Source organism: Chryseobacterium sp. X308 (assembly GCF_020733145.1).
Taxonomy (GTDB): domain Bacteria; phylum Bacteroidota; class Bacteroidia; order Flavobacteriales; family Weeksellaceae; genus Chryseobacterium; species Chryseobacterium cupriresistens.
In genome coordinates this window covers 502,652-525,589 of sequence record NZ_JAJFZH010000001.1, presented here as the reverse complement: position 1 = coordinate 525,589, position 22,938 = coordinate 502,652, and the positions used below count along the sequence as shown (strand labels likewise).

Annotated in this window: 21 protein-coding genes; 10 read left to right on the top strand and 11 right to left on the bottom strand. The window is 37.5% G+C overall.

Annotated features, from left to right (window positions below; genetic code table 11):
• Position 1 precedes the first annotated feature (1 nt).
• Positions 2-703, bottom strand: a complete 702-nt coding sequence (locus tag LIV57_RS02330) for a 3'-5' exonuclease (RefSeq protein ID WP_227941254.1) — start codon at positions 701-703, stop codon at positions 2-4.
• Positions 704-784: 81 nt separating this feature from the next.
• Here LIV57_RS02330 and LIV57_RS02325 point away from each other — a divergent pair, with 81 nt between their 5' ends.
• Positions 785-1,555, top strand: coding sequence for a DUF4382 domain-containing protein (locus LIV57_RS02325; protein WP_227941253.1), 771 nt, complete (start codon positions 785-787; stop codon positions 1,553-1,555).
• Positions 1,556-1,623: 68 nt separating this feature from the next.
• On the opposite strand, the gene LIV57_RS02320 is transcribed toward LIV57_RS02325, so the two are convergent.
• Both LIV57_RS02320 and LIV57_RS02315 read right to left on the bottom strand, forming a co-directional pair.
• Positions 1,624-1,971: a tRNA-binding protein gene (locus LIV57_RS02320; protein ID WP_227941252.1), complete on the bottom strand. Its 348-nt coding sequence runs from the start codon at positions 1,969-1,971 to the stop codon at positions 1,624-1,626.
• Positions 1,968-2,477 (bottom strand): hypothetical protein, encoded by a 510-nt coding sequence (locus tag LIV57_RS02315; protein ID WP_227941251.1) that lies wholly within the window; start codon positions 2,475-2,477, stop codon positions 1,968-1,970. The genes LIV57_RS02320 and LIV57_RS02315 overlap by 4 nt, the downstream gene beginning before the upstream one ends.
• Positions 2,478-2,763: 286 nt before the next feature.
• Here LIV57_RS02315 and LIV57_RS02310 point away from each other — a divergent pair, with 286 nt between their 5' ends.
• The 5 genes from LIV57_RS02310 to LIV57_RS02290 all read left to right on the top strand — a co-directional run bounded on the left by LIV57_RS02310 (position 2,764) and on the right by LIV57_RS02290 (position 11,924).
• Entirely contained in the window at positions 2,764-6,690 is a 3,927-nt protein-coding gene (locus tag LIV57_RS02310; protein WP_227941250.1) for a hypothetical protein, read from the top strand.
• Positions 6,691-6,719: 29 nt separating this feature from the next.
• Complete coding sequence (locus tag LIV57_RS02305; protein ID WP_227941249.1) at positions 6,720-8,291, top strand: hypothetical protein; 1,572 nt, start codon at positions 6,720-6,722, stop codon at positions 8,289-8,291.
• 121 nt (positions 8,292-8,412) lie between these two features.
• On the top strand, positions 8,413-8,919 hold the full coding sequence (locus LIV57_RS02300; protein WP_227941248.1) for a hypothetical protein: 507 nt from the start codon (positions 8,413-8,415) through the stop codon (positions 8,917-8,919).
• A gap of 84 nt (positions 8,920-9,003) precedes the next feature.
• Entirely contained in the window at positions 9,004-11,394 is a 2,391-nt protein-coding gene (locus LIV57_RS02295) for a hypothetical protein (RefSeq protein WP_227941247.1), read from the top strand.
• Positions 11,394-11,924, top strand: coding sequence for a hypothetical protein (locus tag LIV57_RS02290; protein WP_227941246.1), 531 nt, complete (start codon positions 11,394-11,396; stop codon positions 11,922-11,924). Before LIV57_RS02295 ends, LIV57_RS02290 begins: the two co-directional genes overlap by 1 nt.
• A 90-nt stretch (positions 11,925-12,014) precedes the next feature.
• Here LIV57_RS02290 and LIV57_RS02285 read toward each other — a convergent pair whose 3' ends face one another.
• The 7 genes from LIV57_RS02285 to LIV57_RS02255 form a co-directional block, all read right to left on the bottom strand.
• Positions 12,015-13,025, bottom strand: a complete 1,011-nt coding sequence (locus LIV57_RS02285; RefSeq protein WP_202842005.1) for a trypsin-like serine peptidase — start codon at positions 13,023-13,025, stop codon at positions 12,015-12,017.
• Positions 13,026-13,097: 72 nt separating this feature from the next.
• Positions 13,098-13,943 (bottom strand): caspase domain-containing protein, encoded by an 846-nt coding sequence (locus tag LIV57_RS02280; RefSeq protein WP_202842003.1) that lies wholly within the window; start codon positions 13,941-13,943, stop codon positions 13,098-13,100.
• A 263-nt stretch (positions 13,944-14,206) separates the two neighbouring features.
• Positions 14,207-14,851 (bottom strand): response regulator transcription factor, encoded by a 645-nt coding sequence (locus LIV57_RS02275; protein ID WP_062672986.1) that lies wholly within the window; start codon positions 14,849-14,851, stop codon positions 14,207-14,209.
• Positions 14,848-15,618: a sensor histidine kinase gene (locus LIV57_RS02270; RefSeq protein ID WP_227941245.1), complete on the bottom strand. Its 771-nt coding sequence runs from the start codon at positions 15,616-15,618 to the stop codon at positions 14,848-14,850. Before LIV57_RS02270 ends, LIV57_RS02275 begins: the two co-directional genes overlap by 4 nt.
• A 13-nt stretch (positions 15,619-15,631) precedes the next feature.
• Positions 15,632-16,276 (bottom strand): hypothetical protein, encoded by a 645-nt coding sequence (locus LIV57_RS02265; RefSeq protein ID WP_227941244.1) that lies wholly within the window; start codon positions 16,274-16,276, stop codon positions 15,632-15,634.
• A 13-nt stretch (positions 16,277-16,289) separates the two neighbouring features.
• A complete protein-coding gene (locus LIV57_RS02260; protein WP_137904498.1) occupies positions 16,290-16,835 on the bottom strand; it encodes a hypothetical protein in 546 nt (181 codons plus the stop codon).
• 218 nt (positions 16,836-17,053) lie between these two features.
• Complete coding sequence (locus LIV57_RS02255) at positions 17,054-17,401, bottom strand: winged helix-turn-helix transcriptional regulator (RefSeq protein WP_137904497.1); 348 nt, start codon at positions 17,399-17,401, stop codon at positions 17,054-17,056.
• A gap of 120 nt (positions 17,402-17,521) precedes the next feature.
• Between LIV57_RS02255 and LIV57_RS02250 the strand changes: the two genes are divergently transcribed.
• On the top strand, positions 17,522-18,469 hold the full coding sequence (locus LIV57_RS02250) for an NADP-dependent oxidoreductase (protein WP_227941243.1): 948 nt from the start codon (positions 17,522-17,524) through the stop codon (positions 18,467-18,469).
• Between the two features lie 114 nt (positions 18,470-18,583).
• On the opposite strand, the gene LIV57_RS02245 is transcribed toward LIV57_RS02250, so the two are convergent.
• Positions 18,584-19,408 (bottom strand): universal stress protein, encoded by an 825-nt coding sequence (locus LIV57_RS02245; protein ID WP_227941242.1) that lies wholly within the window; start codon positions 19,406-19,408, stop codon positions 18,584-18,586.
• Positions 19,409-19,637: 229 nt separating this feature from the next.
• On the opposite strand from LIV57_RS02245, the gene LIV57_RS02240 reads away from it, so the two are divergent.
• The 3 genes from LIV57_RS02240 (at position 19,638) to LIV57_RS02230 (ending at position 22,910) form a co-directional block, all read left to right on the top strand.
• Positions 19,638-20,756, top strand: coding sequence for a sensor histidine kinase (locus LIV57_RS02240; protein WP_202841995.1), 1,119 nt, complete (start codon positions 19,638-19,640; stop codon positions 20,754-20,756).
• A complete protein-coding gene (locus LIV57_RS02235) occupies positions 20,753-21,517 on the top strand; it encodes a LytR/AlgR family response regulator transcription factor (protein WP_110009065.1) in 765 nt (254 codons plus the stop codon). The genes LIV57_RS02240 and LIV57_RS02235 overlap by 4 nt, the downstream gene beginning before the upstream one ends.
• Positions 21,518-21,788: 271 nt before the next feature.
• The gene (locus LIV57_RS02230; protein ID WP_227941241.1) at positions 21,789-22,910 is read left to right on the top strand and encodes an efflux RND transporter periplasmic adaptor subunit; all 1,122 of its coding nucleotides are present in this window, start codon (positions 21,789-21,791) and stop codon (positions 22,908-22,910) included.
• Positions 22,911-22,938: the final 28 nt, after the last annotated feature.

Genomic DNA, 22,938 nt, shown 5'->3' with positions numbered 1-22,938 from the left:
TTTAATCTAGATTGATATTCCTTTTCAACAAATCTTCCTGACGCATGCGTCGGAAAATATTTGCCAAAGTTAAGACATCTTTTTCACAATAGTCAACAATTCTCTGCAAGTCTTTTTCTATGTAGTAAATTGATGAAACCATTGAGCCGTCAATATCATCCTTCGGAGTAGGAATACCAAAGACATGAGCCAGTAATTCAAGAGAGACAAAACTTTTATAATCCCCGAACTTCCATAGTTCCATAGTATCTATATGAGGAATTTCCCAGGGCTTTTTCCCAAACATCTGAAATGGTGCCGGCGGCTGCATTCCATTGATGAGATAACGTCTGGCAATCCACGGAAAATCAAATTCTTTTCCGTTGTGGGCACAGAGAATCACATTATAAAGTCTTGGGCTGTTGAAGATTTCTCCAAATTCCTGCAGCATTTTCTTTTCATCATGCCCGGAAAAACTCTTTATTTTTAACGTTTCATTCTTTTCAACCATTCCAATGGTAATACAGATGATTTTTCCAAACTCGGCCATAATACCGGCTCTGTCATAAAATTCTTCAGCAGTAACATCTTCTTTTCTCTGAAATTTTGTTTTTTTATCCCACAGATATTGTTCTGTTTCTGATAACTCGTTCCAGGAGCCGGATTGCGGAACCGTTTCAATATCAAGAAATAAAATTCTTTCTAAAGGAATGTTTTGGATCATTTTTTGTTTTTTATAACCGAAATATATGACATAATAAACCAATTATCCAAAACGTTTTTATTATACATAAATTTAAAGCTTATGAAGAATTTATTCATTATAGGAAGCAGTATCTGCTTATTATTCTTGGCATCATGTAATGATTCCGATGAAAAAGGTTCTGCTACAGTGAATGTAAGGCTTACAGACGGCCCTGCTGCATATAATGCTGTTAATATTGATATTCAAAAAATTGAAATTAACAGCAATGGAGAATGGACAGCATTAAACTTTCCAAATCCGGGAGTTTATAATCTTCTTAATTTTAAAAATGGAACAGATGTAGTTTTAGGCCAGGCTACGCTCCCTGAGGGAAATGTTTCTCAGATGAGAATGGTACTGGGGCCTAATAATAGTGTGGTTGTAAACGGAGTAACTTATCCGCTGCAAACCCCATCGGCTCAACAGAGCGGACTGAAATTCAACTGGAATCAGACATTATCAGCAAACGGAGCATATACCGTGTGGATTGATTTTGATGCCGGAAGATCTATTGTAACGACAGGGAATGGATCATATATTTTAAAACCGGTGATACGGGCGTTCTCTGAACTTACCAACGGACAGATTAAAGGATATGTGCAGCCTCAGGCGGCGCAGGCAGTTGTTCACGCCATTATGGCTTCAGATACGATTTCTACAGCAATCCCTAACCCTGATGGATTTTTCATGTTTTCAGGACTTCCGCAAGGAAGTTATACCGTTTCTTACGATGCAGGAAACAGCACGGGATATATGGATGAAAATACACCCAATGTATCAGTAAGTTTTGGTCAGGTTACCAATCTTGGGGTAAAAACCCTCCATCAATAAATAATAGTATCAAATAAAAAAACCTTAGTGAAAGACTTCCTAAGGTTTTTTTATGTTTTATTGGCGGGTTATCCTACCTGCATTCCGTTTTTTGTGGGTAATGATGGCGTTAAAAGAGTGACATCTTTTTTGTCCTCTCCATATAAGCCTAACACAAGACATTCGCTGAAGAAATTGGCAATCTGCTTTTTAGGGAAATTGACAACCGCTAAAATTTGTTTTCCTACAAGTTCTTCTTTTTTATAAAGAGAAGTAATTTGGGCTGATGATTTTCTGATTCCCAAGTCTCCAAAATCTATTTCGAGCTGGTACGATGGATTTCTTGCTTTTTCAAAATCATTCACTGAGATTATAGTTCCGCATCTGATGTCTATTTTTTCAAAATCTGCCCAGGTGATGTCTGGTTTTACTGTCATGGTAATTCGTTAATTAGATGTTCTACTTCTGTTTTCTGTTCTGCATATTTTTGCTGCAATACTGAGCCCTCACCCATTCTTTTGTAGTATTCCAATGCTTTTCCTCCAAAGAATTTTTTATGAAAATCCGAAACTTCCGGGATCTGCGGAAACACTTTATGAAAAAGCATTTCATAATACGCCTGAAATTCCCTTTCATTTTTGTCTTCAATAACTTGTCCGGGTGCTTTTTGTCTTACATGAAGCATTTCGTGGGCAACCATATTCAGAACAAGGTTCAGGTCAAAGTCAAACAAATTTCGTGGGATCATTACGGTTTGAGGTCCTCCCAGATCTCCTTCTGCTGTAAGAAGCATCGAAGTGGGAGAAAGTTCATCTCTGAACCCGAAACCTGCAAAGTTTTCATGCTCCAGCTCAAAAGAATGGATCAGATATTTTGCTGCATCCAGAATCTGGTTGTGTTCTTTGTAAGCCTCAAGGTGTAAGTGGATCTGCTCGAAATTCATCTGAAGTATGTTTTAAACAAATGTATTAAAATATTGAGAATACCAATAGTTTTTGTTCCAAAGGTTTAGAGTAGAAAAATAAATTTTTTTTATACGTCAAGTTCTGTCGCTTCTGGGGGTGATATTTGCTTCAAGAAAAAAACACAATATGAAACTTGACTTAAAAATTCCAGGTGGACATCTTTTGCCGGAAACCACCTAAAAAAATAAGGCTAAAACCTGAAGACATTCTACTAAAAAGAGCTTCAGATCTCAACCTTTATAAAAACCAAAACAAAATTAAAAAATGGAAGCAATTAATCAAAATAATAGCTCACAAACTTTATTCAGATTTGCGACGATGCGCAGCGCAGAATTGTCTGATCCAAAGAATAGGGAGAAAAGATTTATTTTCAGAAACTATCTAAGACAAAGGGGAGTAATTGATCCACGAGTAGAAGCTGGGGAATCTTTGAAAAACGTCTGTGAAAAGATCACAGGGTTAACCATAGAAACAGAAGCATCATTAAAAGCTAAAAGTGTACAATTTTATGAATTGTCAGTTTGGGTTGCAAAGAATAAAGCAAAAGCAACCAAAGAGGAGTTTGATGCTAAAATCAAAACTTATAAAGAAACTCCAAAACCTATCGTTGAAATTGACTCTAACATTTGGGATAATCTTATTTATCAGGTGGTCACTCAAAAAGATTTTTACGCAAAGGAAACTTTAATGCAATTTTTACATCTGGATCATATTCTTTCCAATTATGATGGAACTACTCAAACGCAGTATGAAGATGTTATTAAAGCCAAAGTTGTTCTTCCTAAGGAGCTTTTTAGTGCTAAGACTGCTTCTTCAAATACAGCTGTTTCAAGAGAGGGGAGTATGCAAAGTTATCCTTTGAGTGATAGTGCCTTGAAGTTTGCAGAAGCTACAGTAAACTTAAAAGGAAATGAGGAGCTTAAAAGAACTTTAGAACAGCTTGAGAAGAATTATCAAAAAGAATACGGAGCGGCTTATGATATTGCATACAAACAATATCAAGAAGAGGTAAGACCTGAGCAGTCCAGATATGATGCTCTTGTCAAAGAACAGGAATATCAGAAGGAAATTTTCCTGGCAGCAGATAATCGTGAAGGACTATCAAGTTTAAAATATATTCCGGTTCCGGAAGTAAAGACTTTTACATTTAACTTTCGTCCTGAAATTCAGGCAGATGATCTGCAAAGAAAATTAAGCCAAGAAAATAACGAATCTTTACAACGAATTTTTGGGACATCAAACTCATTAAATGATGTTTCAACCTTTACAGAGCTTTTTCAGACCATTGAACAAAACAGCCAGCAGCTGCAGCAAACGATATTAAATAATACAAATCTTACTCCACAGGTTTCTACAACAGTAGGAGGTGTTGTTATTCCTGTAACGCAATCTGTAAATACTCAGGAGATTCCTTTTTTTGCAAGAACAATGAGTGGTAATATGGGATTGGGGGATCATACCATGATTCTAACAACTGATATCAATGCTCCTAAGCACATTGTAAGTGGAAATTACAATATAAAGTCATATGATGATCAACTTTTAGCAGGTGGAACCCTGGCTTATACATTTGATGCTCCCAATGTAACATCTTTATTCAATACTCCGGAAAAAATTCCCGCTGCTATTATAGATAAAAATGAAGTTTTACTATTGGAAGGAGAAGTTACTCTTAATGATGGACTTGCCTATACGATGAAAGCGAAGTTATTGTGGACGGCAAACAGAATGTACAGATTTGAAGGACCAGGAACATTTAGATTAAAAAATAAAAGTACCGGAGGTGATGGAGGAACAAGTAACTGTCTGCCTGTTTTGTTAAGAACCAGATCTTTTCAGAACTATTCGGACAGATGGTTGCTAAGTATGACACCTAAAGAGACTACATCGTTATTTTCATCAGCTTCAGGAACCATCAAAATATTGGATAATAATGGGAATGTAGTTCAATCCTCAAATCAATTACAGGTTGCCGGTGGGGGAGATTACTTATCCCTGTTTAGCGATGGAATTTTGCCTCAATTACAAATTACAGATGCTATAAAGAATGGCTGCCAGCTTGAAGCGGAGCTTACCCTTGACGACGGAAAAGTATATGCTTGCAAAATTCCTATGACAATATATACCGCAGGAGGAATAGATTCGGTAACAAAAACCTATAATCTGACAGGTGAAGGAAGCGTTTGTCTGAAAAGTAAAGATACCCCGACTACACCTGAGGATGATCAGCCATTCATCCCATCAGGGTTTGGAATGAAAAATATTGGTATTGCGGATTACCGAAAGGTAGAACAAAGTACTTACTGTTATGTAGAAGGAGATGTTTCACACATCGAAAATATTATGGCAAGGGAATATAGAGAAAAATCTTCGCGAAGATTAAAAAGAAGTGAATCCCAAACTACCAAATCTACAGAATCTGAAAAAGAAAAATTGACGGATACTACTTCCACGGAAAGAAATGAGATGCAAAGCGAAATTTCTAAAGTCCTTCAGGAATCTAAGGATTTTGCAGCACAGGCAGGGTTTAATGCATCATGGGGAGGAAGTGCTTCTCCAAGATATATGTTAAATACCGCTGCTAACTATGCTACTCATAGTTCCAAAGAAGAAAGTAACAGACAGGCCGTTACCGAGGCTAAAGATGTTACCGCCAGAGCCCTGGAAAGGATTGTTACCAAGGTGAAAGAAGAACGAATTGATAAAATCCTTGAGGAATATGAGGAAAACAACAAACATGGTTTTGATAACACCAAAGGCAGCAACCATGTCGTAGGGGTATATCGCTGGGTGGATAAAGTAGTCAAAAACCAGATCTTTAACTATGGAAAGAGAATGATGTTTGAGTTTATGATTCCGGAACCTGCCAAATTACATTCATTAGGAATGAAGGTAAGTAATGTTGTTGAAAATCAATTGGTAAAGCCTATTGATCCGAGAGAATCTGCCGGGATGCAGATCAAAGACTGGAGTGCTCTGGCAGATTCCACAAAACTAAAATATTGGCTGGGTTATTACAATGTTGAAGTTGATGAAAGACTGGAACCAGTTGTGTATGTAGGAAAATCCATCGATTACTCATCCACTGAATCAAAACAAGCCTCTTCAAAATCTGACCTTATTGCGATCCCGGAACATTATATCACTGAATCTTATGTTGTTAAAAGCAATAATTCATTCCCAGGCTACAATGGCTGGGCAAGTGGAGTAAGTTTATTGGTAGGAGGAGATAGTTCGTCTAATGCATTCTTAAAATTTGTAAGGGAGGTTCCTATTACTATTGCGACAACAAATGCCCATTATTTCCATGCAACGGTTAATATCAAATGTGTATTGCAGGAAGAATATAAAAATGGCTGGCTGCAGAAGGCATTCAATAAAATTATTGAAGCCTATAAAGTGGAGTTGAGCAAGTATGAAGCTGCCTTGGCAGATGCAAAAGCTGTAGGAGCTCAGATCAAAGGATCTAATCCGGGATTCTACAGAAAAATTGAAAATACCATTTTAAGAAGAAACTGTATTTCCTATATGCTGAATCAGAATCCTGATGCATTACTCACTTTCGGTAAAAAAAGATATTATACCAATGATAATGCTTCTACAGAAACTTTTCAGAATACAGACATTAAGGTGGATGAAAAACTGGATCAATATGCTGCATTTATCAAATTTATGGAGCAGGCGTTTGAATGGGAAATCATGAGTTATTATTTCTACCCCTATTATTGGGGTGAAAGAAAATCATGGGCAGATTTATATCAGTTTGATGATAATGATCCTACGTTCAGAGCATTTATGCAGTCAGGGATGGCAAGGGTTATTGTTACGGTAAGACCAGGATTCGAGGAAGCCGTGAGACATTTCCTTGCTACAGGACAAATCTGGAACGGAGGTGAAGTTCCTGTCATTGATGATCCTTTATTCTTATCCATTGTGGATGAATTACGCTCACCAAAAGCGACAAAAGAAGGAGAGCCGTGGAGAGAGAAAATTCCTACTTCCCTTACCATTCTTCAGGCAGGATCTATTGGACTGAAAGTTGAAAAAGCTTTGCCTTGTAACTGTGAGCCGGGAGTGAAGTTTGATGATGAATTGGGAGAAATCTGCGGAACCAATTTTGAACCCAATGACAATCTTCTTGGAGTGGAATCGCTGGAAGGACAGAAAGTGATTTTGGGAGACTGGAAATAACATAATTATTAACCTTAAAAATTAAAAAAATGCCAATTATAGGAAAAATTATACGTGTCAATGAATTGCCTCCCATTGGGGAAAGGGAAGCGAATGCGATCTATCAGGTAGCTGCATTAGGTTCTCCCACTTACACAGATTATGCTGTTGATGAAAACGGAGATTTAAAAACGCATGCCGTTGTTGATGGAACTATTCCCCTGGAATTAGCTGATAATCATGTCAGTATTTCAAATGCGGATTTTTTAGCAGAAGGAATGGCAAGTCAGGCTCAATATAATATCAAGACACAAGAGAAATTAGCTAAAAAATTAGAAATTCCTCTGATAGATGGAAATGCGCAGGATTATCCTAAAATCATAGGAATGAATGATAACGGAAGTGTTGCCAAACTTCCTGCAGGTGATCTGGGGAAGAACATGATGAATGCAAATCTGTCCAACAGTGCAGCAAGAAGTCATACCCTTAATGCCTCATTTTCGATCAATACCTTAGGAAACCCTTATATATTATCCGGATTACCTAATAAGAATTCTGATACGGCTAATTTTCAGAAAGTTGTAGTTCAGAATACCAGTGGCTTAAATGCTATTGTAGATAGTAAAAATCTACTGATGGAAATGCCCGGTCAAATGACAGATGCTGAGAGAGCCACATGGAAAACAAAAATGAATGGAGGCTGGAGTACAGGAACAATGAGTGTGGCTGTTATATCCCCTCCGGTGGTGGATAAAACAGATCGTCCGTTCTGGATTAATCTGAAAGGAGCCAACTTAAATCTTCCTTCCACAAGCTTTAAAGTCGAGTTATGTACTCAGGACAGCATTTCTGCTGATACGGCTACTGTTGTTGCGGCCATCCCTGGTTCACAGGTTCAGTTGTATACCAATGGAATTGATCTGACCTTCTACTACAATTTCAAAAATATTCCGGTAGGAGAATATAAAATCAGATTGTGGAATGGGGTAGCCTGGTATCTGACAAGTTTTACCATTCGTGTGGTAAGCCAGATCCAGCGTATCCCACTGAATAATATTGTTTGGGAACAAAAAGTATACAATAATGCAGTATCACCCGCCATTACACAAGCAGGAACTGCTGTAAGCTACAGTTCTGACAGTAACGTAAAAGCACCTGCCGATGATTCTACTTTCATCGCAGCCAGAAAGACGAATCAACTGATTTGGGCAGACGAAGATTTTTACTTGAATGTTGAAATTACTGGTAAAACTGCAATAATTAATAGTGCTAATGGTAGTATGACCCATTTTGTAGGATTAGTAAATGCTGCTAATGGAGTAGATCTGTTAAACCAAACTGTAGCAAATGTAAGGCTGGTTCAGTCTTATTGGTATCCTATGTGTAAAATGTTTCCTGACAATTCAGCAGAGATGGTAACAACTGCGGAGTCGACTTATGCCCTTAATGTAACATTTATAAGAAGGGGAGGAAGCTGGACTATTATTGTCAATTTCAATAATAAAACAATTACCTATACCAAAACAGGCTTTACAGGTCCGGTTGCCTTCGGAATGTATAACATGAATACAGGCGGAAATACAGGCGTAAGTGCCAATATCGTTGATTTATATAAACTATAAATTTTATCAAACTTTGAGATAAAATCATTATAAAAAGGCAGAGCCTGAAAATTCTGCCTTTTCATCAATCAGTGTCTATGAATTGAAGACACTGATATGTAACCAACAAAATTTTAAAACAATGAAAGAAAAATTATTAATACCTGAACAGGTACAGCAGCTTTTAAACGCAATCAATACAACAGATCTCAACCTGGGGGAAATCCAGATCACTGAACATCCTATGCTTCCATCATTTAACCGATTTATCCGGATCAATAAAATGGTAGTAGACACAGAGCTTCCAAGAACCTATCTTTTTTATCAGCAGGTTTTAAGGAATAAAGAAACCAATGAAATTGAACCTTCCAACCTTCCGATCCCGGAATGGCTGATTGGGGAAGAAGAATGGTCAAGCCTGAGAGATGAAAATTTTAACAGAATATTGGTCCCTGTAGTGGATGTTGAAACCCAGAACCCTGTACTGGATGAGGAAGGAAATCCCAAGACCTCTATCATCAAAGTGAATACCCATCATTATATGCTTTGGCTTGTGAAGAACAATAAAGTAGGCTTTCTGGATCTTCTGAAAAGTTATTTACAGGAGTTTGTTGAGTTGAAAAGCAATGAGCTAAATAAACTGTCTTAAATACCAAGAGTTTGTTTAGATGAATTCAATAACCATTTTACTGGCAGGGCCTTAAAGCTCTGCCTTTTTCAAAAAAGAAAAATTATGGAAACACTTGAGCTTAGAGAAATTATCAGTAAAGAATGGCGTACTGATGATTATATAAGAAAACAGCTGTTATGTAATAAATTAAAATACAGTAATCAGTTTAATCAGCGGTTTATGCTGAATTATAACATCAATGATTATGATGGAACTGCCGAAGAAAAATACATTAAGGATGATAAAGAGAACATTATATACTTAAAAACATATCTCAATAAGAATGCTGAGATTGTTGACCTGGCACAACCAGAGTGTGAAATCAAATTTGTGATTAATGCTGCACAAGAGAAGATCTCCTGCCAGCTTATTTATTTTTATCACAGAGATGCTGATCGGGAAGAGCTTAGGAGAAAAAAAGCAATTGTACTGGAAACCTTTTCTTATGAGGAATTCAGGAGATTGGTCATGCATGTAGGATTTGATGATTTTGAAAATTATTCCGAGTACAAAAACTACTTCACAGAAATCTTTAAATCAAGTTTCCTTAAAGCAAAGAGCGCAGATGAACTTAAATTTCTTTATACCAATACTCCTGAATTCGTCTTGAGAGGAATGGCTCTTGAAAATGAAACGTTATTCGGGCACCTGCTTGCCTTAACAAAGCTTGATGATACTGGAATTTTTAGTGGATGGAAGGATGGAAGTTCTGCTTTAGTCAATGTCTTAAAAGCATTTTCCGATCGTTTTTTTTTAGTGGACAAGTTCAAAAAAAGTCCTGAACTCTGCAACAGGATTTATTTCAACCTGGATGGGGTAAGTGAGTTTAATGGAGAAATGAAATCCAACCGTATCATTTTTGCTACTATTCTTATGGAGTATTGCCTGTTTTCTGATAACCGTCCAAAAGCAGCAGCTCCTACTTTCAGGATAGGAAATGAGTATAAAGTTAATACTGAAGTTTTCGGGCTGGCGGGAGATCTATTGGGTTTTGGAAAATCAAATGAAAAAACTTTTTTTCTTCAGCAGCAGAAAGAAGTGACAAAAAGAGTTTTCATTGTACCTAAAGAAGGAGATCCTAATGCAACAGAGCAGGTAACAGAAGATCTGGATAAAGGAGCCGAATTTTATCCTCTCGACATGGTTTATTTCATCGAGCAGCATACATCAGAAACCAATGAAGAAGGGGAACAGCGGGGTACTATCATGATGGTTCCGGCTATTTATGTAAAAGCGCTGGCTGATGCAGAAAAGTGGGAAGATATTAATGAAACGATCCGGATTGTGGCCGATATGGTAGGAGTCGTTTTTGGAATCGGAACATTAGCATTATCCGGAAACCCGTATCTCTTATTAGCAGCGGCGGCAGATCTTAGTTTGGCATTACCGGATCTCACCATACAGGCGTTCCGGGCGGAAATTGCCAAACTTCCCGGAGGAGATGAATTTTTGAGGCAGTGGGATCTTATTTATAATGTATTGGGATCTGCTGTAGCAGTACCGCAGCTTGCTGTTGGTTTAGCGCAGCTTACTGTCGCTTTTTACAGAAGTTGCTTAAGCTTATTGAAAGCATCTGTGAATGTGGCAGAAAATGTGAGACAGGGGTTGCGTGCAAGTGCAATTTCCGTATTTTTGGATTTGAACAGCGGAGTTTATCAAAGGAAAGATCTCCGTATGTTTAATCCAACAGAATGGGTAATCCCAAGCGCAGGTTTCATTTCAAAAACATCGGAATGTGATGCTTTGATACGAAATGGAGCGTTCTTTCTGGAGCTTGATGCTGCTGCTATTATGGAGAGTATTGGAAGAAAGGGAGGTGTTAATCCTGATGCTATAGGCTCAATAAGCAGTAACAGAAAATTTGCTTTGGTGTATAAAGGTGAGATTATTGCTCAGGGAAGCCGTTATGATAAAGCGTATCAGAAAGTTTTGCAGGATATAAGAAAAGTAAGCTATGATACTGAAAAGGTCGGAAAGATTTTAGAGGAATATAGGATAAATGCTTTTTGTAAAAGAATACCGAAAATTGCAAATAAATATCCTACAGAGGAGTTGCCAAAAGATGGATTTGTTCTCGGGTATAAAATGGATTCTCAGGGAGTTTTTAGACAATTGAATGAAAATATTTTTCCTTCAAGAGAATTTGATTTTGTAATTACAAAATCTGGTGAATTTAGAATAGGGAGTAAGCATCATTTATTGGGTAATCGAAATGAAGCTCTAGCTGCAGGAGGTGTTCGATTTAAAAATGGTAAAATAGTAGAATTTAATAATATGTCTGGTCACTATAGACCAACAGCAGAAGAAGCTGAGAGATTAGGAGAAATACTAAATGGGCTTGAAATACCTGTTAAAAGAGCACGTAATGAAATCACTCCTTTAGGTATAAATAGCAGAGGAGAGGTAGTGCGGACTGGGAAGGATAAAATAATATACATACAAAATATAAAATAATGGAACAGATTATACAGAAATTACATCATGGAATAAAACAAAGTGGCTGGGATTCTTATAAGCCTTTAAAAAATGAATTATTAACTTATAATTCAAAAGACTTAATTGTTAAACTGCTTGATACAAAAGATTTTAGATATACAGATATAAGAAGTCTTTTTACGATTATTCCCGAATTGTGGAAAGATTTTAATCTGGATGATTGGATGTATATTATTCGAAAAGTTGACCGTCCTACAAACTACCGATTATATATTGATGACGGACCCTATTTTGAAGACATTCGTTTTTTATATAACTGGATAGGTATAGATAGTATTAGTTTGTATAAAAATGATCCGGGAGTTTCTTCTAAAAATAAACAAAACTTGGATAAAGTATTTCCAATGTTTCTACATGATACATTAAGAAATGGAGATTATAAGGAAGAATTTTCAGATGGAACTTTTGGAGACATAAAATATTTCCGAGATATGAAAACACGATTAATAAATCAAGGGGCAAAGCCAAGTCCAATGCCAAATTTATAATGACTTGGAATAGTTTTAGAAACATTTTAAACTGAAATAAACCCCGGCCGCCTTCAAAGGCGGCCGGGGTTATTAAACTAAAAAAATAAATTAAGGATGTTCATTTCTCGCTCTGATGACCAGATTGACTAAATCCGAGCCGCCACTTGCAAAATTATCGCTTGGATTATGCGCGCTTTGAGTAGCCACAGCATACGGAGAACCGTCCCAATATCCCCAGAAAGGACCTCCGCTTTGTCCAGGCCATATATCTGCTTTATGGCTCATGCTTTCGTTGTCATCAGCACTCCAGAAATCTCCATCCAGTGCGATACCTGTCTGGTAGGTAGGTCTTTGCGTTCCGGTAAGGTCTCCCGGATATCCTGCGTGGGTCCAGTAGGCACCACCGTCCCATGAATCTGAATAGGATTTTGAACCTAACCAGCCTGTGCTGTTTCCGATAGGTCTGTCCAATACAATTACCACATAATCATATTGTATCTCTGTAGAATCAATAGAAGGTCCTGCAACTTTATACTTGTAATACGTTAAGGTACCCCAGGCAGTTCCGTAAGGAGCGCTTCCGTTGTAATACATGGGTGTGAATTTCAGCCATCCTGTTGTATTATTAGGCTGCCAGTCTACAATGTGAGAGCAGGTAAGAAGGTGTCTAGGCCCGATCATCACACCGCTTCCAGACCCCAGAGAACTTTCTACTCTGCCGACACATCTCCACGGATAGGCTGTAGAATTGTATACTTTTCTCTGATCGACTCCAAAAATGGTTCTTGCATTTTCAGGAGTCAGGAAAGAATCCCTGTCGATAAATTTAGGTTTACGGTCTCTTTTCGGTTCAAGCTTTGGATTGTACTCAAAATCAGCATGGGTAGGATAGAAATGGTCGGTTTCCAGTGCCCGGTTTTCTGCTGTTTTTTCGTCCATAGGCATTCCTATTGTTTTCATTCCTTTAGGAAAAGTTCTTCCGTTAATGGTTTCCATAGCGGGAGCCTGCTTAAATAGTTTTTCAACTGCTTCTGGTTTTTCAGTTGATTTTGCTTTAACAGTTCTAAGTCTTAGAACTTCTTCAGCGGTCATTGGGTTGTTGTTTTCGGTTTTTGACATGATTATTATTTTAATCTGGTATATTCCTACTCTTTTGATGGCTTTTCGGATTCCGCCGGTAATGGTTATTAGTTAAGTGAATATTTTTTGTGAAAATTCTCCAGTGATGCTTTCTGTCTGGTTGATCTGGGCAGCTCCCATAGCCGCTAAGGCAATGGCAACCTGTTTATCAAGAGTTTTTCTTACAATATTACCGTTGGTAGCACGTAATATTTTACAGAAATGATACGTAAAATAGCCTCGTATCTGTCCGCTGATATTTCCTTCCATGGATACCTGATTGTCTTTTGCTGCAGCCCATAACGTATGATTCATTCCGGTAACAGGTACAAGTGCTTTAGTGAGAACGGTTGATTTTTTTGAATTTTTAGAGGTTTCCATTTCACTGGCGTAAGTGAGATAAAATTCATCCTCAAGCATTGGAGGGATATAGCGGGCTGTTTCGTTGAGAAGATCAGCTTCCAGCCCCAGATCCATTTTTCGGGTTCCCGTTCCCGAATAACAGCAGTCGAAAATGACTTCCATATTTACTCCGGCTTTTAGCTTGCTGAGAACGGTTTTAAAATCATCATCACGAATGACACCGTTATTGGCATAATCATGCGGACAAATAGCCTCGTCCAAACCATCCAGTTCCAGATCCGATCCGATATTGGCCACTCTGGTTCCGTGTCCTGAATAATAAAAAACGAGAGAATCTCCTTTTACACTCGTGCTGATCATGGATTTCAGATAGTTCAATATATTCGCTCTTGTAGCATTCTGATTGGTCAGGATTTTAATCTTTGCCGGACTAAAACCACAGATCACCAATGTATTGGCCATATCTCTCGCGTCATTTACACAGCCGTTAAGATCCGGACCTCCGTATCCGATGGGTGCATAATCATTAATTCCTACGATAAGTGCTTTTTTCATTGTATTAGTTTTAAAAATATTCCCTACTCTGTTCCGGCTTTTCGGGTGCTGCCTTTTTGTGTTTTTTTCTATGACAAAATTCCATCTTTCAGAAGAGCAAAAACAGAGGAGAAAACCGTATTTTGAAAAAGGAAAAACACCTTTTCGTTTGCAAATGAATGAGTTGTGAAATAAAAATCCGGCAGCTTGAAAAGCTGCCGGATTCGTCAATAGAATGTAAAAATGTTTATTTTTTCAGGGAATAAATAGGATTAAAAATTAAGTCAGCACAAATCATGCTTTAAAGCAAAAAGTACCAGACCCGCTCTGTTTTTTATATCCAGTTTCACAAAAACCGAATCTCTGTAGCCATCAATGGTTTTAGGACTGAGGCACATTTTATCAGCAATCTCCTTATAAGTAAGTTCGCTGCAGGCCCATTTGATAAATTCTTTCTCCCGGTCTCTCAGCTCAGAAAGCAGGGAGGCATTTTTCGCTTCCTCTGTTTTTACTTTCAATAACTTTTGGGCTACAAAATCAGTATAAAAGCTGCCTTTTTCAAATACCGTTTCAATAGCCTGGAAAAGGATAGAAGGCTGCATGTCTTTTAGCAGATAGCCTTTAGCGCCTGCTTTCAGCATTTTAATCAATATTCTTTCATCATCATCCATGGTAAGGGCAATGACTTTAATATCAGGATAATGCTCTGTAAGCCATTCTGTAGTTTCTATACCATTTTTATAAGGCATATTGACATCCATCAGGACTACAGCGGGTAATTCAGAAGCTTTTTCCACGCCTGCAATAAATTCTTCTCCGTTGGGATGATTCATAATGACCCGATATTGAGTGTTTTCTGTGATCATATTCTCCAGCGCTTTGGAGATTAAGGTATGATCATCTACGATCGCTATGGGAATAGTTTTCATAATAAATTTTTATGATAGGTTATCAAAGTTTGTGTTCCTTTATTCAGTTCTGAATGTATAGACAGTTCAGCGTGAATCAGTTTGGCTCTCAGTTCCATGTTTTTTAATCCTGAGCCGTCCTGATTACTATTGATATCAAAGCCTCTTCCGTTGTCCGAGATACTGATATGTAATTTTTCACAGTCATCCTCCATGTGTATGGAAACATTTTTGGCTTTGGAATGTTTCAGAATATTATTGATACTTTCCTGGATAATTCTGAAAAGGATCAGTCCGTGTTTAGGCGAAATATCAATATCCTGCTTTTGTGTGATGAATTCTATTTTTAATAATTTCAGTTTTTTAATTCTCTTCACTTCTCTTTCAATGGATTCTGCCAGTCCGAAATGAATGATCTGTTCAGTGATTAATGTTTTAGACAGGTTTCTGATATCCTGTATACATTCTCCCAATAATTCATTGAGCTCGATGAGGTCTTCTTTTTCTGAATTCCGGAGTTTGGTAATCAGCTGGTTTTGACGTAAGCGGACCACGGATAATTTCTGTCCCAGATCATCATGCAATTCCTGCCCGATATAATTGAGAGTCTGTTCTTTCATTTCTACCTGTGAGGAGGCCAGTTCTTTTTCAAACCGTAAATCTTTTTCCTTCTGCTCAATCAGCAGGGTTGTTTTTTTCCTGATAAAAACCGCATAGATGAAGACCATTGTCAAAACAACGATGAATAAAGTAATAGTAAAGATGATAACCAGATTATTCTCTTCCATATCTGCAAAGCTTTTATCTTATTCTTTCCTGTTTGTTCCAGAGTAAACCCAATATGAGTATACCATTACTGATCAGATTCAGCATAAATAAAATAAAGAAATAAATAGTCTCTGATACAGTAGTTCTGAAAAAGAATATGGGGATGCTTCCAATAAAGAATATTAGCAAAGCAACTGATATCCAGAATGGTAAGTAATTTTTGATTTCCAATACTTTATCAGAATTAAAGGTTTGGTACAGGAACAAAATGATTGAAAACAGCAACAGAAGAATATCTGCATAGAGCATATTAAAAGAAAAATGATGAAGCAGATCATCTTCTGTATAAAACATCACAGCAATATTGAAAACAAAAAGAATCAGGATGATGGTCTGTATCTTTTTGAGCAGCGGAACATATAATAATTGGTAATAATACAGTAAGTACAGAAAAAATACAATCATTAAAAAACCAATTACATAGAAGATGTCCGTAGGCAGATTGGTAAGCTTGAAATAGAAATAACAGGAAATATCAATCAGGGAAAACAACAGATATCCTATGATAAAAAATAAATTCTCCTTTCCGGTTTTTCTGTATTTTATGACCATTAGAATCATCACTACAATGGAAATGGCCATCGATATCTGTTTCCCTGTTTCAATATTCCAGTTCATAATGCTGTGTTTTTTAAGGCATTGTTTCCGATAACGTTTTTGGCGGTGGTGCCAGATTGGTCATATTCATAGATTCTATTGAAGTAACGTCTGTGTTTTCTTCGGTGGTGGCTGATCTGGCCATAGCCTTCTCTCTTTCTCTTTTTTGGGCAGTAGGTACTAAAAATATAGTTTGATAGCCTGCATATTCAGGTTTTGCCATTCTGTTTTTAGGATGATTCATTGGATATTTTCCCATGTAGATCCTGATTCCCGGATTTTTTAATTTTTGTTTTCTGGCATTTTCTTTTACATATTTAATATAGCCTTCCATATCTTCAAGCGAAAACCAGTACCATCTCGAATCAGGTTCACCGTTTCTGTACTTCATGAGAATTTCATGATTGGTTCTGGTGTATTCATCAAAAAGAACTCGCCCTTCACGGTAGCTGATCAGTTTCTTTTTATAACTGTTGCTTACAGGTTCTTTAGGAGGTTCGGTGCAGCTAAGCAGACAAAATGCCAGAATAAGAGCTGCACATAAGGGACTTAAAATCTTAGTAAAAAAGGAAGTTTTCATTTTTATGGTTTTAATTTTATGGAACAAAATTAGCGAACGGCACAACTATAAAAAAGGGTGAAAACACTGTTTTTATCCTTTACTAAATTTACGACTTTTTGATATTCAGTTGAATAGGAATTATGAGGTTTGTTCTTTTAATTAAAAATATCTAATGGTATTCCTTCAGTAATAAAATTAAAACCATGATAAACATTCATGGTTTTAAAGGAAACTGTTTACCTTTTTATTCTCTCTTTTTCAATCTGCTTTTCACCCCATAGCCTCAGATAATCAATAAAAGGAATGAGCTCGGCGCCGGTTTCCGTTAGAGAATATTCTACCTTAGGAGGAACTTCGTGATACACTTCCCTATGGATAAGCCCGTCATCTTCCAGCTCCCGGACAGTCTGGGTAAGCATTTTAGGGGTAATATCAGAAAGGGTTTTACGAAGTTCGCCATACCGCATAACTGTCTTCAGATGGAGATACCATAAAATACGGCCTTTGTACTTTCCTCCAATCCGTTTAAAGGCATAGTCAACAGGACAGGATGGCTCATTGGTAACTTTTTTTATTTTTAACATTTTTTCAATGGTTTGATAATCAGTATTAGTATGTTTTTAGTATGTAGATTACCAAAAAGTACATACTTGCTGCAAAGATATGATGAGACTACATTTGTCCGATAATTAAAATCAAAAAAAATGAAAGCTGTTATTGTAAACGAAGCAGGAGGCGTTGAAAATCTTCAATTTATGGAAATAGATAAGCCTGTCATAGGAAATGATGAAGTATTGGTAAAAGTAGTATCGGTAAGCATTAATCCTGTAGATGTAAAGTCCAGAGCATATGAAGGAGTTCTGAACTGGATTTTTGAAGAAAAAAGACCCGTTATTTTAGGATGGGATATCTCGGGAGAAGTCGTAGAAACCGGGAAAAGTGTAACTGATTTTAAATCTGGAGATGAAGTCTTCGGAATGGTCAATTTTTTTGGAAAAGGAAATGCCTATGCAGAATATGTGGCTGCTCCGGCTGCTCATCTGGCATTAAAGCCTCAAAACATTACCCATCAGCAGGCTGCCGCGGCCTCAATGGCTGCTTCAACGGCATATCAGGCATTGGTGGATGTTGCCGGAATTAAAAAAGGAAGCAAGGTTCTGGTCCATGCCGCTTCAGGTGGTGTCGGCCATTTTGCTGTTCAGATTGCGAAGCATTTCGGAGCGTATGTTATCGGCATATCATCCGGTAAAAATAAAGAATTTGTTTTGTCGCTTGGGGCTGATGAACATATTGATTATACAACGGAAAACTTTTATGAAAAGGTGCAGGATGCAGATATCATCATTGATAGCCTTCAGGGAAAAGCTTTGTCGGATTCGGTAGATATTGTAAAAGAGAATGGTATTATCATAACACTTCCGACGCCTGAGATTCCTGAGGATATTGAAGTGAGAGCCAAGCAGAAAAAGGTGAATATTGAGTTTATGATGGTACAGTCTAAAAAAGAAACTGCAGAAGCAATTGCGGGCTTATTGAAGCAGGAAGCATTGAAACCATTTGTTTATAAAACTTTCCCGTTTGAAGACATAGCACTGGCACACCTGGAGGTTGAGACCAGCCGCGTTGCAGGAAAAGTAATAGTAAACCTCTGAAATAAAAACAGGACCGGAAATCTATTCCCGGTCCTGTTAAACAAGATTAAGTGTAAAATTCAGCCTTTACAGGCAAAAAGGATAATTCAAATGTGAACAGATTTTTATTGATTCTTAATCTATGTTTAAGGGAATTGATAGTAATGGTAATTTATTCTTATAGGCCATTATGGCTGTTTTGCTTCGATGGAAAAGAGATTCTACAAGATTGTATTTATAAGGAATCATGGTTAAAAGATCCGGACTGGTCAGTTTTATTTCCTCCTCAATCGCCTTGATGACTTCAATGGACTGAATCATTTTAAAGCTGTACTTAATATCATCCAGATCGTACCCGGAATTCAGGTCAATATCATGAATAACCTCAGCAAAATCTTCTAATCTTTCACTTACATTGAATACCTCAATCTCAGCATTGAATTCATTAATAAAGTGGTAAATATCATTCATGGCAGACCAGGTCATGCTTTTGTGCGTATCATAAGCAAAAAGAATTTTCCTGATTCCTGTATATTCTATATGAGCGGGAACAATGAGTATCGGTTTTTTAATTCTGTGGATAGCTCTTGTTACCCTGTTTCCCAAAAGCTTTTGTTCCAGAGTTTTTTCAGCCATTCCCATCACAATAAAATCACAATCGTGAATCTGCATACAGTTTTCAAGCTCTTCAATAAAATTGCCGGAAGCCAGATGATGCTGGGTTTCGACAGTATATAATCTTTTAAGTTCCGCCGCCTTATCCTCCATTTTTTTCTGATTTTTAAGCGTTTGAGTGTAGAAAAAATCAGCTGAAACCTGGGCATTCAGGGCATGGATGGAAACGGATTGAAGATTGAAAAGCACAATCCTGTATTTGTTTTCTTTAGCCATAGATGCTGCATAATGAGTAGCGTTTTCAGCTTCGTGGGAAAAATCTGTGCAGACAATTATTGTTTTCATTGTACCGGATTTAATACCACAAAACTATGATAGACAGCTATTCCCTGATTATAAAAATACTGTGATGTTGCATAAAATGATGATGAAATGTCTTTTTCAGGTGATGAACCGTCACATTCATTTTAACTCTGCTATTTTACGTTTCAGGTATTGTTTTGGCGGTCTCGTCCAAAATAGAAGATATTCATATAAAATCTATTTCTATATTTACATTCATAAAGTCCCGGATATGAACAGGATTTCTGCCATCAGGAAAAAAATAGTACGGAATAAGAAGATTCTTTCCACCATGAAAAGAAGGCTGGTGATCTGGGCGTTAGCAGTGGTCACTTTCTGTGTTTTTTCCTATCTTATTGATCCCTTTGATCCCGTTTGGAAAGGCTACCTTGATGCTCCTTTAAAAATGATTATGGAAGACGCCACATGGATTGTCTTTTTTTCCATCATCATTTCTGAGGTAAGTATATTTATAGACAGGACGCTCAATAAGTGGCTTCCCTGGAGAAACAGGACCGTAAAGCGATTATTTATTCAGTGTTTGCTTCAGATCGTGGGAAGTGTTTTGATTGTGATTATTATTAATGCAATCGTGGATGGCACTTCAGTCACATTACCTGAAATGGATTCCCGCAAAGAATATACACTTCTGGGACAATGGATCGCTACTAATATTGTCATATCATTGATTATCAGTGCTTTTAATACCGTGGATTATTTATTGGAAAACTGGAAAAAAACAGCAGTGGAAGCTGCCCAGCACAAACTGAGGGCATCAAAACACAAGCAGGCTGCAATGGCGGCAGAACTTCAGGCACTTAAGCTTCAGATAGACCCGCATTTTATTTTCAATAACTTAAGTGTGTTGTCAGAACTTATCCTTGAAGATCAGCAGTTGGGGTATGATTATTCTGAGAAATTTGCGAGAGTATACAGATACTTATTGGTGAATTCCAAAAAAGACATTATCGCCGTAGAAGAGGAACTCAAATTTTTAGAATCCTATATCTTTTTGATTGAAAAAAGAATTGGGGAAGGCGTTATATTCAAAATAGATATTCAGGAAGAGTACAGATCCAGATTTACCCTTCCGCTGTCTTTACAGTTGCTGGTTGAAAATGCTATCAAGCATAATCAGACATCCAAAGTAAACCCTCTGGAAATTCACGTTTATACAAACCCTGAAGGAGAGCTGGTAGTCTCCAACACATTTCTGCCTTTAATCAACAAACCGGATTCCTCAGGAGTAGGGCTTACCAATATCGTTGCACGATATGAAATCTTAGGATATCCTAAACCTGTAATTGAAAAAACTGAAGATAAATTTATTGTAAAACTCCCATTGATATGAAGATTAATAAAGTTTTAATTGTTGAAGACGAAAGACCGAATGCTGACAGATTAAAAAGACTGTTGTTAAAGTTAAGACCGCATATCGAAATTCTGTCTGTGGAAGACTCTATCACCTCAACAGTACACTGGCTGGAAAATAATGTCGTTCCGGATGTTATTATGATGGATGTGCGCCTTGCAGATGGCCTCAGCTTTGAAATATTTAACAAGCATGAAGTTAAAAGTGCCGTCATATTTACAACAGCATATGATGAATATGCTGTACAGGCATTCAAATACAATAGTGTAGATTACCTCCTGAAACCTATTGAAGAAGAAGAGCTGGATGCTGCATTAAAACGTTATGAAACCTTTATGGAAGCCGTCCCGGTAGTAGGAACAGCCATTGAAGGATTATTAAATTATATCCAGCCGAAAGATTACAGAAAACGTTTTCTCATTGCCCATAGAGATGGATATAAGACCGTGCTGGCAGAAGATATCCTCTATTTTTATACCGAATTGGGAATCAGCAAAGCCATGCTGAATACCGGAGTGGTGGAGAATGTTCCGCAAACTCTGGAAGAACTTGAAAAACAATTGGATCCCAAATTCTTTTTCCGTGCCAACAGACAATTTATCATTCATATCAATTCTGTTAAGCAGATTTTAAATCATTTTAATGGAAAACTAAAGCTCGAACTAAGGAAACAGCCTGATATGGAAGTCATTGTGAGCCGGGAGAAAGCTTCCGTTTTCAAATCCTGGATGGATTATTAATCCTGGAAAAATACAGACAAGACTGCTTCTATAAAAGCAGTCTTTTTTTTGCTTCACTTATATCGTCCACAAATTTGTATTTGACAATTTTACTTATATTTTCATCCGAAATATTCTTTTTTACCACATTTATAAACGAAAATAGCTGCTTTCCCTTCATTTTTCCTATCATACGTTTCATCTGCGATTAATGACACTTCACCCAACTTCTGAATGAATATCACTATAAGATGAAGTTATTTTGCTCCTGTAAAATTTAAAAACCAATGTTATGAATTACAGAAAAGGATATCTGGTACTTTCACTTACAGCTGCAGCCATATTGTACTCGTGTGGTTCTGGGAGCGGCCAGGAAAATACTCAGCAGATGCAGCAGGCATTGCCTACAGATTTTATTCAGGTAAAATCCGGAGATGCAGATGTGTCTACAGGATATCCGGGAAGCATAGAAGGACAGGACAATGTGGATATCAAAGCACAGGTAACGGGATATCTGGAGGCAGTATATATCAAAGAAGGGCAGTATGTAAATAAAGGGCAGACCCTTTTCAGAATAAATCCATCGGTGTACAACGAGCAGGTCAATACCAATGAAGCAGCCTTGAAATCAGCGCTGGCGGCACAGGAAACCGCAAGACTTGAAGTAGAAAAGCTGAAACCTCTTGTAGAAGGAAAAGTAGTTTCCGATATGCAGCTGAAAACCGCTCAGGCGAGTTATAAAGCGGCATCAGCACAAGTTGCACAGGCACAGTCATCATTGGGATCCTCAAAGATTAACGCCAATTTTACATATATCAAAGCACCGGTGAGCGGATACATAGGCAGAATTCCGAACAGAGTAGGAAATCTTATCAGCCCGTCTGATCCATCACCACTAACCACGCTTTCAAGCATCAACAGCGTGAATGTGTACTTCTCAATGAACGAAGCTGATTTTATTGCACACAGCAGGGCTGCGGCATCAGGAAATACAGCAGAAGATGTAGAACTTATCCTGGCAGACGGTTCCACTTATTCTCTTAAAGGAAAACTGGAAAATGCCAGCGGAAACTTCGACAGAAATACCGGAAGCATTCAGATGAAAGCTGTTTTCCAGAATCCGGATAAATTATTAAGAGCCGGAGGAACAGCCAGAGTGATGATTCATAATGCCCTGAATGGTGTGATTAAACTTCCGAAAACCTCTGTAAAAGATATTCAGGACAAATTCTTTGTTTATAAACTGAATGGTAAGGATAAAGTGAAAATGACACAGATTACCGTTTCAGGAAGTACCTCCCAGGATTACTTCATCAAAGAAGGCGTGAATGCAGGAGATAAGATTGCCATTAACAGAATTGATGCTCTTACAGACGGAGCACAGGTGGTGGCACACACTGTTCCTTTGAAATAGTTGTATAACCTTTCGTAGAAAATTCAAA